This window comes from Acetobacter vaccinii (genome assembly GCF_008365315.1).
Taxonomy (GTDB): domain Bacteria; phylum Pseudomonadota; class Alphaproteobacteria; order Acetobacterales; family Acetobacteraceae; genus Acetobacter; species Acetobacter vaccinii.
Genome location: NZ_CP043506.1, coordinates 1,331,748 through 1,346,666, shown reverse-complemented (window position 1 = coordinate 1,346,666; position 14,919 = coordinate 1,331,748). Strand labels below are relative to the sequence as shown.

The 14,919-nt window shown below is 60.6% G+C and carries 13 protein-coding genes; 3 read left to right on the top strand and 10 right to left on the bottom strand.

The window, feature by feature from the left end:
- Nucleotides 1-18 precede the first annotated feature (18 nt).
- The 7 genes from FLP30_RS05975 to FLP30_RS05950 all read right to left on the bottom strand — a co-directional run bounded on the left by FLP30_RS05975 (nt 19) and on the right by FLP30_RS05950 (nt 6,293).
- Nucleotides 19-345 carry a YnfA family protein gene (locus FLP30_RS05975; RefSeq protein WP_149279006.1) on the bottom strand — a complete coding sequence of 109 codons (327 nt, stop codon included), beginning with the start codon at nt 343-345 and terminating at the stop codon, nt 19-21.
- A 113-nt stretch (nt 346-458) separates the two neighbouring features.
- Nucleotides 459-1,170, bottom strand: a protein-coding gene (locus FLP30_RS05970; protein WP_408834557.1) for an IS5 family transposase whose coding sequence is annotated in 2 segments (ribosomal slippage) — nt 459-831 and nt 830-1,170 — 714 coding nt in all. Because the reading frame shifts where the segments join, the coding sequence is not laid out codon by codon here.
- Between the two features lie 26 nt (nt 1,171-1,196).
- Complete coding sequence (locus FLP30_RS05965) at nt 1,197-1,391, bottom strand: hypothetical protein (RefSeq protein WP_149279005.1); 195 nt, start codon at nt 1,389-1,391, stop codon at nt 1,197-1,199.
- Between the two features lie 193 nt (nt 1,392-1,584).
- Entirely contained in the window at nt 1,585-1,722 is a 138-nt protein-coding gene (locus FLP30_RS14080; RefSeq protein WP_168200052.1) for a hypothetical protein, read from the bottom strand.
- A 338-nt stretch (nt 1,723-2,060) separates the two neighbouring features.
- Nucleotides 2,061-2,855 (bottom strand): SDR family NAD(P)-dependent oxidoreductase, encoded by a 795-nt coding sequence (locus tag FLP30_RS05960; RefSeq protein WP_149279004.1) that lies wholly within the window; start codon nt 2,853-2,855, stop codon nt 2,061-2,063.
- 87 nt (nt 2,856-2,942) lie between these two features.
- On the bottom strand, nt 2,943-5,054 hold the full coding sequence (locus FLP30_RS05955; protein WP_149279003.1) for a catalase: 2,112 nt from the start codon (nt 5,052-5,054) through the stop codon (nt 2,943-2,945).
- 132 nt (nt 5,055-5,186) lie between these two features.
- Nucleotides 5,187-6,293: a PepSY-associated TM helix domain-containing protein gene (locus FLP30_RS05950; RefSeq protein WP_149279002.1), complete on the bottom strand. Its 1,107-nt coding sequence runs from the start codon at nt 6,291-6,293 to the stop codon at nt 5,187-5,189.
- A 284-nt stretch (nt 6,294-6,577) separates the two neighbouring features.
- On the opposite strand from FLP30_RS05950, the gene FLP30_RS05945 reads away from it, so the two are divergent.
- The 3 genes from FLP30_RS05945 (at nt 6,578) to FLP30_RS05935 (ending at nt 10,178) form a co-directional block, all read left to right on the top strand.
- On the top strand, nt 6,578-8,110 hold the full coding sequence (locus tag FLP30_RS05945; RefSeq protein ID WP_149279001.1) for a globin-coupled sensor protein: 1,533 nt from the start codon (nt 6,578-6,580) through the stop codon (nt 8,108-8,110).
- Between the two features lie 111 nt (nt 8,111-8,221).
- Nucleotides 8,222-9,352 (top strand): THUMP domain-containing class I SAM-dependent RNA methyltransferase, encoded by a 1,131-nt coding sequence (locus FLP30_RS05940; RefSeq protein WP_149279000.1) that lies wholly within the window; start codon nt 8,222-8,224, stop codon nt 9,350-9,352.
- Nucleotides 9,353-9,494: 142 nt separating this feature from the next.
- A complete protein-coding gene (locus tag FLP30_RS05935; RefSeq protein ID WP_246856612.1) occupies nt 9,495-10,178 on the top strand; it encodes an HAD family hydrolase in 684 nt (227 codons plus the stop codon).
- 416 nt (nt 10,179-10,594) lie between these two features.
- On the opposite strand, the gene FLP30_RS05930 is transcribed toward FLP30_RS05935, so the two are convergent.
- From FLP30_RS05930 to FLP30_RS05920, 3 genes are all read right to left on the bottom strand, one after another.
- Nucleotides 10,595-12,076 (bottom strand): mannitol dehydrogenase family protein, encoded by a 1,482-nt coding sequence (locus tag FLP30_RS05930; RefSeq protein ID WP_149278998.1) that lies wholly within the window; start codon nt 12,074-12,076, stop codon nt 10,595-10,597.
- A 482-nt stretch (nt 12,077-12,558) separates the two neighbouring features.
- The gene (locus FLP30_RS05925; protein WP_149280251.1) at nt 12,559-13,215 is read right to left on the bottom strand and encodes a hypothetical protein; all 657 of its coding nucleotides are present in this window, start codon (nt 13,213-13,215) and stop codon (nt 12,559-12,561) included.
- Nucleotides 13,216-13,793: 578 nt separating this feature from the next.
- On the bottom strand, nt 13,794-14,777 hold the full coding sequence (locus FLP30_RS05920; protein WP_149278997.1) for a quinone oxidoreductase family protein: 984 nt from the start codon (nt 14,775-14,777) through the stop codon (nt 13,794-13,796).
- Between the last annotated feature and the right edge of the window lie 142 nt (nt 14,778-14,919).

Below are 14,919 nucleotides of genomic sequence, written 5' to 3'. Positions count from 1 at the left end.
GAGAGATGTGCTTGGGGACTAGCCCTGGTGAGGGGCCAGCAGAATAACCGCAGCCCCCGCAAGGCTCAGCACCGCGCCAGTTATATCCCATCTGTCAGGCGGCACGCCTTCTACCCCCCACAGCCACAGCAGGGACGACAGAATATAAATGCCGCCATATGCCGCATAAACCCGGCCAGCAGCATCGGCCTGCACCAGGGTCAGCAGCCAGGCAAACAGCACAAGCGACAGGCAGCCCGGCAGAACCCACAACGGAGACCGCGCAAGCCGCAACCAGGCCCAGAAGGCAAAGCACCCGGCAATTTCGCATGCCGCTGCTGCACAGTAGATGAGAATTGATAGCACCTGACAACCCTATGCCGCCCCGCCACAAAAGAAAAGGCCAGCCCGCACGGTGCTTGCAGGCAAGGGCAACACAGCCGTTAGTCCTGATTACGCTGAGGCGAGACTAGGACCTGTTATGGCTTGATCCAGTCTGCTGCGGCAGCGATGTGTATGACGGCGAGGAATGACGTTGCTGTTTTTTCGTATCTGGTTGCGACAACGCGCCACTCCTTGAGGCGAGCCCAGAGGCTCTCAACGAGATGCCGACACCGATAGGCCCATTTTGGGCAAGCGACCGCCCCGTCGCGTCGTTTCGTAGGAATGGCGGGAAGGTTGTCGAGCATGGCTGGTGCCAGGGGCAGTTCATGAGCCTGTCCGGGGGCCAAAGCAAAACCGAAGGCTTTTCCATGTCCGTCCGCGATTACGCAGACTTTCGTGTCATAGCCGCCGCGAGAGCGGCCAAGTGCTTCACGATGGTCTCGCTCTTCGAAAGAGGCCCCTTTTTTGGGCTCTCGCCACTTTGTGGTGAGCCCTGATGTTCGTGGCAACCAGAAAAATCATTCCGAGGGCCACTCCGTGTTGTTCCTGAACCAGTTCGAGCAGGCGCTCCCATACGCAGAGTTTCACCCAGCAGATGCAAAGCTGTGCCGCCCGCCACCACGAACCCAGTTCAGCGGGGATACTCCGCCATGTCGCGCCACTCTCATGATGCCAGAAGATCGCTGCTATCGTGCATCGCAGATCATGGGCCGGCGTCTTGCCCTTTGGGCGAACAGCCTCAATCAGAAGTTCCCAGATCGCCCACATCTCGTTCGTAAAAGTGCTTGTCCCGCCTCCTTCTTCCATCCCTATAATATAAGATCTAACAGGCCCTAGCCCTGTTCGGGCGGGATGTGGTGGGGGTGTTCCACCTGCCGGGCGACAACGGCATTAGCCTCTCTTATGGCACGGCCTTCGTCCCCGGTGTGAGCCAGACAGGTATTGGCCACCTTGACCCAGAGGGCCTGCAAAGCCGGTGTTGTGGCTTTGTGCGTATGCTTGACAGCGTCTTCAACACCCCAGGGCATAGGGTCTGTCTCCTGCTTAGTCACAACTGACAGGAGCAGCGTGGCCCTCTGACCTCATCCATGCAAGAGGGTATTTTAAAAACAGGTCTATCTAAAAACCAAAATGCTTTTGTAAAAAACATGGACTTTTTGAAAAAGCAATGCTCAGGAGCAGCTACATGCTATCAGAATGATTGTTCCGCCTCATGGCGTATCAGGTTCTGAAAAGGCTCGATGTTGCCTCGGCAAAGCTGGACAGGCTGAACATATCAGCCTGCATGTAAACCACCGCCACAAGGGCTGTACCCACAGCAAGGCATACCGCAACACTTTGGTGAATATCCGTTTTCATACGTTGCTCCTCCCTGTCAGGTGGCAAGGCCGGTCTGGCCTATGGTGGATGTCATCAGTGGAATAAATAACTATTTTTAGTAGTTATAATGACCACTTTTGTTTTTATCCACTGTAGGAATCTCTGCGGTCTGTCAATATAAATTGCACTCATTTTTCGTATTTAATGCACAAGCCCAACCAAACGCTCCAATGCCCCTCAAAAAACAACTATTATTTTTAGTGTAAATAGCACAAAAAAACAGCCTTCCTCCCTGCACTCTGCCCAGCAGAACACACGGAAAAAGGCTGTTTAACAGCGGGTCTTAGCTACAGGCCACTCTGGGTGACCCGCACCTGTCAGCCCATGGTGCGGTCTACCGCCAGCCCGGCAGAAGCCTGACACAGCGGCATCATTTCAATCAGATTCACATTCACATGCGGGGGCTGGGCAAGCACCCAGGCAACCGTCTGGGCAATGTCCTCGGGCTGCAATGGCTGGGTGCTGTCATACACGGCATCCGCCAATGCCGCGTCCCGCAGGCGAACAAGGCTGAACTCGCTCCCGCCACACAGGCCGGGGGCGATGTTGGTCACCCGCACGGCCTTGCCCAGCAGATCGCTGCGCAGGTTCTGGGTAAACTGCTCCACAAAAGCCTTGGTGCCACCGTAAACATTGGCACCTGGGTATGGGTAACGCCCCGCCGTACTGCCCAGCATGACAACATGCCCATGATTACGCGCCACCATGCCCGGCAGCAGGGCGCGGGTCATTTCCACCAGACCGCTGATATTGGTGGCAATCATGGTTTCCCAATCATCCCCATCTGCCTGCCAGGCCCGTTCCAGCCCCAGCGCCAGACCGGCGTTGTTAACCAGCACATCCACTGCCTGCCAGTCCTCGGGCAGGCTCTGGGGCAGTGCCCGCACGGCCTTGAGGTCCGTCACATCCAGTTCCAGCGGGTAGAGGGCATCGCCCAGATCCTGCGCCAGAGTTTCCAACCTGGACAGCCGTCGGGCGGCGGCAATAACGCGGTATCCTTCCGCCACCAGACGGCGTGCAATGGCCTGCCCAAAACCGGCCGAGGCCCCTGTGACCAGGGCAATAGGACGGGACTGCACGCCCGAGGAAGAAGCGGCTGCTGTTTCAGTCATGATCTATCCTGCCTGTTCCTGCATGAATGTTCCCATTCTTCCTGCGCTCCGTGCGGGCAGGGCACAAGCCTAAAAAAACTCATCAATTCAGGCCAGATTCCGGACCGATGCCTCACGCATCCAATGCCGCGTGACCCCGACACGGGGGAAATCCTCCAACGACACAACGCCCTCGTCCGGCACGACACCGGCCTTGTCCAGCAGCACCTGTGTGCCTTTGCAATGGGCAATGGTCTTGCAATGCACATAGGCATCGGCAAACCACTGCACGGCTGCGGCGTCCTGCGCCAGACGCTGGGCCTGTTCGGGCAGCAGCACCGAGCAGACGGCGTCAAACAGCACGGAAGGAGAGCCCGCAAGCTGGCCATCGGCCTTCAGCACGCCTTCGCTGACAGCAATTTTACCAACCCTTGGTGCCACCAGCACCGTGCTGCCGCCCTCCTTGGCAACATAGTCCTGCAAGGCGCGGATGGACGCTACATTGGACCCCTGGGCAAACAAAATCCCCACCACACGCCCACGGATATCAGGCTGTGCCTGCTTTTGAATGGACAGCCGGTCTGACAGGCGCAGGTCAACCGGCTCCCGCGCAGGGGTTGCGCGCTCGGGCAGGTCCATCCCCAGCCCGGCTGCAACACGGGCTGCCAGCCCTTCATCCACCACGCGCAACTGGCTCACCACGCGGGTTTGCACATGCTCCAGCCCCACCTTGGACAGCTCAAATACAATGGCCGAGGCAATATGGGCCTGCTCATTGGGTGTTTGCGAACGATAGAACTGGCGTGGCTGGCTGTAATGGTCTGCAAAGCTTTCGGGCCGCAGGCGCAGCTTGTGGCCTGCATCCTCCTGCCCCGACAGCCCTGCAAAGCTGGAAAAACCCGTACTGGGGCAGGCGCGTGGACCGGCCTCCTCCCCTACTGTGGCAAGGCTGTTGGGTTCGTAATTGGCGCGGCCTGTGGGCACGTGGGTCTGCATCAAGCCATCGCGCTGGAAGTTCTGGAACGGGCAGCGGGGCGCGTTGATGGGGATTTGATGAAAGTTTGTGGTGCCCAGACGGGATTTCTGCGTATCCAGGTAGGAAAACAGCCGCCCCTGCAACAGCGGGTCGTTGGTAAAATCAATCCCGGGCACAATGTTGGAGGGCAGAAAGGCCACCTGTTCTGTTTCGGCAAAAAAATTGCTGACATTGCGTGTGAGCGTCATCCGGCCGACAATACGCACCGGCACGTCTTCCTCCGGCACTAGTTTGGTGGCGTCCAGCACGTCATAGGGCTGGCGGGCGGCCCACTCCTCATCAAACACCTGCACGCCCAGGTCCCAGGCCGGGTAGTCTCCGCGCTCTATGGCTTCGTACAGATCACGACGATGAAAGTCATTGTCTGCACCGGCTATTTTAACGGCTTCATCCCATGTTGTGGAGGCAATACCCAGCACCGGCTTCCAGTGGAACTTGACCAGATGGCTGGCCCCCTGCGCGTTGACAAAGCGGAAGGTATGAACGCCAAAGCCTTCGATCATCCGCAGGGAACGGGGAATCCCCCGGTCCGACATGGCCCACAGCACGGTGTGCAGGGTTTCGGGCACAAGGCTGACAAAGTCCCAGAACGTATCATGCGCGGATGCCGCCTGCGGGTAGCCCCGGTCGGCTTCCATTTTCACGCTATGCACCAGATCGGGGAACTTGATGGCATCCTGAATGAAAAAGACCGGGATATCGTTCCCGACCAGATCCCAGTTACCGGCATCGGTATAAAACTTGACGGCAAAGCCCCGGACATCACGCGGGGTGTCAACAGACCCTGCCCCCCCGGCCACGGTAGAAAACCGCACAAACACCGGGCAGGTTGCCCCCTTGTGCTGGAACAGGGTGGCCTGTGTCAGTTCCGGTATGGGGTGGGTGCATTCAAACACACCATGCGCCCCCGACCCGCGCGCATGCACGATCCGCTCCGGTATGCGCTCATGGTCGAAGTGGAAAATTTTTTCACGCAGAACAAAATCTTCCAGCAAGGTGGGCCCATGGGCACCAGCCTTGAGGGAGTTCTGGTTGTCGGCAATACGGTGGCCGAAATTGTCTGTCAGGCAGGCCTGGGCATCCGCCTGAGGGAGGGTCTGGTGCAGTTCCCCCCCTGTGCCTGTCACATCCACCAGGCTGGTAGCGTCGGGCTGGCCGGAAAAGGCCGTCTTGCTGTCTGACATGGTCTGTCCTTCCACGCGGTATGCGGGTGCGGGCAGGGTTTTGTGGCCCGCGCCTTGTCCTGCGCAAACGTGTGGAAGGGAGCCCGGTTCTGGACCCCACGCAGTTGTGCACACCTCCGGCGTGGGGGTGGGTCAGCCCCCGGTCTGGCCCGCGGCCTGCGCTGCGGCGGCGCGGGCCTGTTTTTTCTTTTTGTCGCCTGTCAGTTGCACAAACCAGAATGTCCAGGTGGCCAGCAGGCCTAGCGTGGCCAAGGAAAGTCCACTCAGCGCCATCAGGGCTTTGCCCACAATACCCCCCACCCGGCCGATATGCAGCGGCATATAGGTCATGAAGCCACGGGCCTGGGCCGGAGCCTGCCCGCCATCGCGCACGCCCACAACAGCCCCCGTATCGGGCGCAAACCAGACCATGGCCGCCCCGTTGGGCAGCCAGTCACCCGGCTGGCGCATGCTCAGCGTAATCAGTGACCCGCCCCGGCGCGGCATGGCCAGCCGCCCGAACTGGGCCTTGGGGAAACGCACACGCGCCTCCTCCATCATTGCCTGCCAATCCAGATCGGGCGATGTCCGCACATGGGGGTAATCCGGTGCCTTGAAGGCACTGGCAACAACCTGCCCGGCCCCCGGCCCCAACACCAGCGCCCCCAGCGGGCGAAAGACCATAAACGCCCCTGTCAGGAACGAGATCAGCAGCAGCGGTGTCACCAGCACCCCCAGGTCGCGGTGGTGGCGGATAATGGCCGGGCGGCTCAACCGCTGGGGCAGCAGGCGGGGGGCAAAGGTGCGCCGGGTACGCCACCAGGCAATGCAGCCTGTCAGCACCAGGGCAAACCCTACCAGCCCCGCAACCCCGACAACCGTCTCACCCCCCGGACGCACCAGCAGATAGCGGTGCAGTTGCACCAGCCATAGCTCGGGCCGGGCCCAGTCGCTGCCCCAGCGCAGCAGCACCTGCCCCGACTGGTCCGCATAAGCACCACCGCCTTTGGCTATGGCTAGCTTGTCCACCCCGAGGCTGTCGGTGGCAAAGGTGATCATCTGCGGGGGGTGGGGGTCGTGCATCATCCGTGTGACAGCCTGCCCGACCTGGGTCGCGTCCTGCACAACGGTATCGTAATGATGTGGCACCAGGGTCCAGACATCCTTATAAACAAGCAATGCTCCTGACAGCCCGAGAATGGCCAGCAGCAGGCCCGCAACCCCACCCGCCCAGCGGTGACACAAGACGATAAAACGCATGACTTCCTGACTATCCAATCCTGATCCGATACGGGGGCGTGCCCTCTGACAGCCTGCTGCGGTGTGCCTGGGGGCGGCCCCGATAAATGATAATAGGTGTCATTATCATTAAGCGACACATATGCGCTTCGTGCCCCCAAAACAATCGAAACCGGAACATTACAAAAAATTGATCTTTCCAAGTCTGACCTTTGTCAAACCTTCATACATTGGCGTCCATAGTTGACCCACCCTGTCAAGCCGCCACGCAACCGCAAGACGACCTCGCACACGGGATAACCCTCATGCATGCCATCGCTCAGACGTCCACGCCCCCTGTCTCTGACATCACCCGACTTGAGCTTGGCAAACGCCTGGACTTCCTCGCTCTGGGGGAAGAACAATGCGCCGCCATCCGCTCCCTCCAGAGCGTTATGGAACGGGAACTGCCAAACGGGCTGGACCTCTTTTACAAACAAGTCAGCAAAACACCCGAGACCCTCAAATTCTTTTCCTCACGCGGGCATATGGACCGCGCCAAGGGCGCCCAGGTGGACCACTGGCGCAACATCTCCAGCGCCAGCTTTGGTGACAGCTACGCCGCGCAGGCCCGCGCCATAGGCACCGTGCATGCCCGTATCGGGCTGGAGCCACGCTGGTACATTGGCGGCTATGCCACCGTGCTGGATCACCTTGTACAATCAGCCGTACAGAGCAACACAAGCCCTGGGGGGCTGTTTTCACGCAAGAGCCAGCAGACCCCCGCAGAATTTGGCAAGGCACTGGGCAGCCTGTGCAAGGCGGTACTGCTGGATATTGACCTGGCCATTTCCGTGTATCTGGAAGAAGCAGGCAAAGAGCGCGAACGCGCCCAGGCGGAAACGCTTGAGCGGGAAAGACGCCAGAACAGCCTGATCAGTGACCTTGATATTGGCCTGAAGGCGCTGGCAGGGGGCGACCTGTCCTTCCGCTTTACAAGCCCTTTCCCGCAGGAGTTTGAGGGCCTGCGCCAGAACTTCAACGCAGCACTGTCGTCCCTGTCGGATGCCATGGGCCAGGTGACGGGCGCGGTCGGGGGGCTGGAGACCGGGTCTTCCGAAATTGCCCACGCGGTGGAGGATCTGGCCCAGCGCACCGAGCGCCAGGCCGCGACGTTGAACGAGACCGCAGCCGCCCTGCACACCGTCACCCACGGGGCAGAGCAGACAGCCCGCATTACGCTGGATGCACGCGGCATGGCCGCACAGGCCCGGCAGGCAGCCCGGGCCTCGGAGACTGTCATGCAGGACACCATTGGCACCATGCGGGATATTGAGGGATCATCCCACAAAATGTCGGCCATTGTTGACCTACTGGACGGCATTGCTTTTCAGACCAATCTACTCTCGCTCAATGCCGGGGTGGAGGCTGCACGGGCGGGTGAGAGTGGGCGCGGGTTTGCGGTTGTCGCCGCCGAAATACGCACCCTGGCCGAAAAATCATCGGTATCTGCAAAGGAAATCCGACAGCTTATCGGCTCGTCCCGCGGGCAGGTGGACAGTGGTGTCAAGCTGGTGGCCAGCATGCACCAGACCCTGCAGACCATCGCCCAACAGGTCGAGGCCATGACCGACGCCATAGGGCAGATCAACCAGCTCTCGCAGGATCAGGCGTCAAGCCTTGGTGCGGTCAACAAGGCAATTGCCGACATTAACCAGAGCACCCAGCAGAACGCCGCCATGGTGGAACAGTCCAGCGCCGCCACACACAACCTGCGGCAGGAAACCTGCACCCTGGCCGAGAGCGTCAGCCGCTTCCAGACCGCCCGCGTGCTGCAACTCCGCACTGGCACGTATTAACCACGGCACCCCCTGCCACCCTGCCCGACCAGCATGGTCACGCAGGGCTGGCGGGGGCTGGCACCTGCACGGTGCATTGCCGTGGCGGCGGGTTCCTGCCATTCAGGCACAATGACAGCACAGGACAGCCCGTTCGAAATCTTTCTGGCCACCGCCCCGGGGCTGGAAGAAACCCTTTTGGCCGAAATACGCTTGCGCGGGTTTCGTAAACCCCAGGCCATGCCCGGCGGTGTCAGCATTCAGGGCGGCTGGCCCGAGGTCTGGCGTGCCAACCTGTGGGTGCGGGGGGCCAGCCGTGTGCTGGCGCGCCTTGCGTCCTTCCCTGTCAGCCATCTGGCGCAGTTGGACCGCCTTGCCCGCCAGGTGCCCTGGCAGACCGTGCTGCGGCCCGACGTGCCGGTGCGGGTTGAGGCCTCGTGCGAGGCCTCGCGCATTTACCATGCCGGGGCGGCGGCAGAGCGTGTGGCCAACGCCATCCACGCCACACTGGGCGCCCCGCTGGATGACAAGGCCACCGTAGGGGTACGTGTGCGTATTGCGCGCAATATCTGCACCATCAGCATCGACACCTCTGGCGCGTTGCTGCACAGGCGGGGCTACAAGCTGTCTGTCAGCCGCGCCCCGATGCGCGAGACCATGGCGGCCCTTTTCCTGCGTCAATGTGGGTTTGATGGGGTGGAACCTGTCATGGACCCCATGTGCGGGTCAGGCACCTTTGTGATCGAGGCTGCGGAAATGGCAGCACGCCTGAACCCCGGCCGGGCACGGTCCTTTGCCTTTGAGCAGCTTGCCACGTTTGATGCCGAGGCATGGGAGACCATGCGCGCTGTCAAAAGCCAGCGCACCCCGGCCAACCACTATTATGGCCGCGACCGCGACGCCACCGCCATTGCCAACAGTCAGGCCAATGCCGCCCGCGCCGGTGTTGCGGACTACACCCATTTTGAGCAAGGCAGCATAGGCACGCTCCTGCCCCCCGCAGGGCCACCGGGGCTGGTCATTACCAACCCGCCCTACGGCACCCGCATTGGCGAGCGTGAAGCCCTTTTCCCCCTTTACCGGGCCTTGGGGCAGCGGCTGTTGCAGCACTTTCCGGGCTGGCGAGCCGCCATAGTCACGAGCGAACCCGCCCTGGCCCATGCCTCGGGCCTGCCGTTTCTGCCCTCTGGCCCGCCTGTGCCCCATGGGGGGCTGCGTGTGGGTCTGTTCCACACTGCCCCGCTTGGCACACCCACGGCGTAAGACACGGCCTGAAAAGATCATTCTGAAATAGTTAAGAATTCTGACACACAATCCTCGTATTTTCGTGTATAAGAAAATACGAGATTCCATAATGGGCTATTGAAACACTCTTCAAAAGTTCGCAGCCATGAAAGGAAACACGTTGTCAGGACATAAGGAAACCGAAAATACTCCGATCAGGGGTGTCATTTTTGACATGGACGGACTGCTGCTGGACAGCGAAAGTCTGGCTATTGATGCCCTGATCCAGGCCGGGCGCGACCTTGGGCATGACGTGCCCGAAAGCTTTTGCCGCCGCATGGTGGGCGTGCCCGCCGATGGGTGCCGCAAGCTTGTGCTTGAGACCTACGGTACGGATTTTCCCACTGAAGCGTTTTTTGCATTGCAGGAAAAACACCTGCGTGACTTCGTCAACAATGACAGGCTGACCCTGAAAAAGGGGGTTCTGCCGCTGCTTGACCTGCTGGACACGCTGGGCCTGCCACGCGCCATTGCAACATCCTCCAGCCGCCCACGCGCCACGCACCATCTGGCCCGCGTGGGGCTGGCTGATCGTTTCCACGCCATTATCACCCGTGATGATGTCACAAACGGCAAACCAGACCCCGAGCCCTACCTGACAGCGGCCCGCCACATTGGTGTGGACCCTGCGTTCTGTCTGGCGCTGGAAGATTCTCCCTCGGGCGCACGGGCAGCACAGGCGGCCAATATCCGCGTTATCATCATTCCTGATCTGATAACCCCGCCGCAGGACGTCTGTGACAAAGCACTGGCCGTTGTGGATGACCTGACCAGCATACCCGCCTATATTACCCCGCAGGCATAAGCCAGCACCTGCCCCCGCCTGTAACGGGCGGGGGCAAGACCAGAGTCCTATTTTGGAAACTTACTGTTTTCCAGATGATTTTTTATATTATACGGCGCTGAGAATTATTCTGCTGCCTGCACTCTACACAAACAGAATACTCTGATGGCAAAACTGCCTGTCTCAGACACAAAAATACCAGAAAAAACTGTGCCCATTGATTGTTGGGCACACACGCAACCCCACATCACGTGGGAGAATTGATGCTCACAAAATCTCTTTTCCAAAAAAACAGATTTTTTGCACGCCAAGTCTCTGCCTCCCCAACAAGGGTGGCAGTTCCCAGCATGCTCCCCCTCCCCAAAAGAGGCCGCAGAGCTTTTGATCTCCACGGCGCGGAGAATGGTTGATAAAACACCTCCTCCGCAGGCTGACACTCAGGCGTTAGCCAGAGCCTCCAGCACAGCGGGGACACCCTGCGTTTCAAACCGCTGCAACAGCCCGGCTATGGCCGCCACCTGGGCCTCGTGGTCGGGCAGTGGAGCACCGAACACGTTCTCCATACCCAGAAACTCCTGCGCCTTGGCCTGCGGGTTCCCACGGGTGCGGGCGCAGATCTCACGCAGTGTCTCGGCGCGTGGGTCAGCCAGCTTGCGGTCCGGCACACCCTGATCGTGCTCGGTAAACCAGTGGATCCAGGACGCTATGAGCAGATGTGCGCCCCCGACTGACCGACCAGCCTCCAGATTTTCACGCATGGGCCGCAGGACACGCCCGGCCATTTTGGCCGACCCGTTACGCCCGATTCGTAGCGCCTCATGCACAATGGTGGGGTTGCGAAAGCGCGTCATCAGGTCCTCGGCATAGGTATCCAGCCGGGCACTGGTCAGGTCTATGCCTGCTGTCTGCTCGTCACGCATAAAGCGCTCCACCAGCCCGCCCAGCGCAGGGTCAGACGCCGCCTGAGCGACCGTGTCCAGTCCGGCAAGGCCGCCCGCATAGGCCAGCAGCATGTGCGCACCGTTGAGCATTTGCAGCTTGGCACGCTCAAACACGCCAACGTCCTCAACAAACCGCGTGCCTTCGTACGCCTCCCACAACGGGCGGGGGCCATCAAAATTACTGATAATCCAGCGGAACCATGGCTCGGCCGAAACTGGGGCAGCATCGTCCAGCCCGCCCAGCAGCCTTTTGGCGTCCTGTAGGTCGTTCTCGGTCGTGGTCGGCACAATCCGGTCCACCATGCTGTCGGGAAACTGCACGTTCTGACCAATCCATGCGGCCAGCTTGTCGTCCCCCCGCAGGGCTGCAAAATCCATGACTGCCTGGCGCAGGGTCGCGCCATTCTCATTCACGTTGTCGCAGCACAGAATAACAGGGGGCACGCCGCCACGGGCACGCACCAGTTCCAGCCCACGCGCCAAAATACCCACAGCCGTACGGGGGCGGGATGCCTTGAGGTCCGTAACGATAGCCTTGGACCGTGGGTCCAGCCGCCCCTCGGCAGTCAGGTAATAGCCACTAGCCGTTACGGTCAGGGTGACAATGCGGGTCAGCGGTGCGGCAATGCGGGCGGCCAGCGTTTCGCCCTCGGCGCGGGCAAAAACGGTCTGGGTGATCGCGGCCATCACACTGGCCTGCGTGCTGTCAGGCGCACGGGTCAGCAGGGTGTACAGGTTGTCCTGCGCGGTCAGGGTCTGGGCCAGTTCGGGCTTGCGCATGGATGCCGAGACAATGCCCCAGTCCTCCCCCGCATGGCCCATCTGTTCGATCGCGGCCTGGGTGGCGGCAACCTGGTGGGCACGGTGGAAATTACCACAGCCCAGATGCACAATACCGGGCTTTAGACGGGTGGGGTCAAAGTCTGGAACATGAACACCCGCAGGCAGCCGGGATAGGGTTTGTCGGCTCAGTTGCAAAACGCTCTGGCCCTCCTTTGCATGGTCCGGTCATCCCGCGGAAGGCGCGCACCCGTACGTGCGGGCGCGTCTGTCCCTTCGGGCCCGGAAAAAGCGGGCAGCATGGAATACGCCTGATAAAACAGGGCTCCGGAAGTGAATTGATAAAATCACCCTACAAAATATCGCCACAAAATTCAACAAAAAATTATAGAACACTAATAGACATGTTTTTATGATGCCTATCGTTTCGAATTTTTATCGCGCATATTCTTTTTAGTATAAAATTTTATATTTATTTAAGAGCCGCATTGGCACACATTTAAAAATTGTATTTTTACTTTATTACCCTGCCTTAAAAAAACATTTACGCGCCGCATGGCCCATAAACCGGAAGCCCCAAAACGCAAACACCCGGCGGGGCAAAGGCGCACCGCCGGGTGTTTGCTCAGACAGACTTGTCAAACACTGGTCAGGGGCACCCCCCGGCCAGGCCCGATCCTTTACTGCGCGGGGGCAGCCGGGGTCTGGGGGGCCACAGGGGCGGCCACAGTGTCACCCGCAGGGACAGCAAGCTGCGGGGTGGCAGGCACAGGCTGGGCCACAGTCGCGTTGCTGATCACGTAGGAAATGGATTCCATACGGGTAATGTCCACAACATCACCAATTTTCAGCGTGGCCAGGAAGTCCTGCATGGCCTTGGTACGCAGCACGGCAACGTGCAGGTCGCCATCATCCGTCACAAAGGAGAGGGTGTGGGTCTTGATGTCGATGCTGCGGACCGTTGCGCGCTCGCGGTTGAAGGCCGCAATAACCCCACGCGGGTGGCCATGCACAAAGCCGCGGGCCGTTGTCAGCGTGGATTCGGGCATCGGGCTACCCGGCAGGGCCACCTGTGCGCCCAGCGTTTCCACAAAGTTGATGTTCAGGCGGTCGCCCTCATGCAGGTGGGGCAGATCACGCACGGCCTTGCCGTATTCGATGGTGATCAGGTGGCCGTTGCCTTCACGCAGCAGCACTTCACGCGCGTCGCGGTCAACGGTTTCAACCACAGCCGTGGCGTGCTGGCTCTTCAGCAGGACCGAGGCCTGGGCATGTGCGGCAGACGGGCTGAACGCCACGCCAGCGACAGAGAACGCGCATGCCGCAACGGACGCCATGACACGCAGGGAAAAACGGGAAGCCAGGGATTGCAACGCTCTCTATCCTTTCCATCATCAGACCCCGGCGCACCGCCAGAGGCCAGACAGCCAGTACCGGATTACCGACCTGACCGCACTATAAGGTGTAAGACCATAACACAGGCTGCGGCAAAGCGTTATCCGTTCCCGCCATTACAGCCCTGTTTCTCCACAGGACTACCAGCACGCAGGTAAAAGCTCCCTCATGACTGGGCAAAGGCTGGCCGGATACCTGCACACCGCAGGCCCGGAAAAACGAAACCCGCCTGACGGGTCAGACGGGTTTCGTTTCAGTGCGCAGACTGTCTGAACTCAGACAGCGCTCTTTTTCTTGCGGAAGAAGAAGAAGGCCGCAGCAACAAGACCAACCAGCAGCAGGCCGCGGGCACAGGGGGACTTGGGGCACTTCACGACACATTTTGCCATGTGAACAATCCTTCAATACAGGTTCCGCCCGCCACAGGGCGGACGCTAAAAACAACTCTACCCCATCCGCTGCGCCGCGTCATGCCCACCGCCTGCCATGCAGCCCTTTGCCGCCAGCAGGGCGACCACGTTCAGGGCAGCAGAATGGTGCTGCCTGTGGTCTGTCCGGCTTCCAGCTCCTTGTGCGCCTGGGCCGCGTCACGCAGGGCAAAGCGCTGGCCGATAGCGGGCCGCAGCACACCCGCCTGCAACAGGCCAAACAACTCCGCCGCTGCGGCCTCCAGCTCTGGCCGGGCCGCGATATAGGTCATCAGGGAGGGGCGGGTCAGATACAGGCTGCCCCGCGCACCCAGCGTGCCAACATCCACCCCCGTAACCGGGCCGGACGCATTGCCATAGCTGACCATAAGCCCACGCGGGGCCAGACAGGACAGGCTGGTTTCAAACGTGTCGCGGCCAATGCTGTCATACACGACAGGCACCATGCGCCCCTGTGTCAGCGCGCTGACACGCTCGGCCAGATCATGCGTGCCCACCAGCACATCCGCAGCACCACAGGCCCGCGCAATATCCGCTTTTTTCTCTGACGAGGTCACACCAATCACGCGCGCACCCAGATGGCGGCCCCACTGGCACAGTAACTGCCCCACACCCCCGGCCGGGGCATAGACCAGAATATCCTCCCCCTCGCGCACGGCATGGACCTGCCGCAGCAGCATATGGGCCGACAGACCACGCAGCATGACCGCCGCCGCCACATCAAACGGCACAGCATCGGGCAGCCGCACCAGCCTGTCCGCAGCAATCAGACGGTCACGGGCATACCCGCCAATAGCCCCGGCATAGGCCACACGGTCCCCCACCCGCAGGTCGGATACGCCAGCGCCCAGTGCTGCAACAACACCAGCCCCCTCCATGCCCGGTGTGGCAGGCAGGGCGGGGAACCGATACAGCCCACTACGGAAATATGTGTCGATGAAATTGACGCCTATGGCTTCCTGCCGCAGCAGCACCTGCCCGGCACCCGGCTGGGGCACAGGCTGCGTGCGCACCTGCAACACCTCCGGCCCGCCTGTGGCGTCAACCTGCACAACTGTCGTGTCCTGTGTCACCATGCCGTCCTCTTTCTGCTGCTACGACTGCCCGCACCGGGCAACACCTGTCTGGCGGCCAGTACGGGCCCATACCGGAAGTGCTACAAACGCTAACGTCCCTCGGTCGGGAAAGATACGGCGGGTAGAAAACGCCCTGCCCGCA

Coding starts and splice junctions, on each gene's coding strand:
- FLP30_RS05925 (WP_149280251.1), bottom strand. CDS start 13,215: ATGGCGTCCGTTGCGGCATGCGCGTTCTCTGTCGCTGGCGTGGCGTTC.
- FLP30_RS14080 (WP_168200052.1), bottom strand. CDS start 1,722: ATGAAAACGGATATTCACCAAAGTGTTGCGGTATGCCTTGCTGTGGGT.
- FLP30_RS05960 (WP_149279004.1), bottom strand. CDS start 2,855: ATGACTGAAACAGCAGCCGCTTCTTCCTCGGGCGTGCAGTCCCGTCCT.
- FLP30_RS05940 (WP_149279000.1), top strand. CDS start 8,222: ATGACAGCACAGGACAGCCCGTTCGAAATCTTTCTGGCCACCGCCCCG.
- FLP30_RS05945 (WP_149279001.1), top strand. CDS start 6,578: ATGCATGCCATCGCTCAGACGTCCACGCCCCCTGTCTCTGACATCACC.
- FLP30_RS05965 (WP_149279005.1), bottom strand. CDS start 1,391: ATGCCCTGGGGTGTTGAAGACGCTGTCAAGCATACGCACAAAGCCACA.
- FLP30_RS05950 (WP_149279002.1), bottom strand. CDS start 6,293: ATGCGTTTTATCGTCTTGTGTCACCGCTGGGCGGGTGGGGTTGCGGGC.
- FLP30_RS05955 (WP_149279003.1), bottom strand. CDS start 5,054: ATGTCAGACAGCAAGACGGCCTTTTCCGGCCAGCCCGACGCTACCAGC.
- FLP30_RS05920 (WP_149278997.1), bottom strand. CDS start 14,777: ATGGTGACACAGGACACGACAGTTGTGCAGGTTGACGCCACAGGCGGG.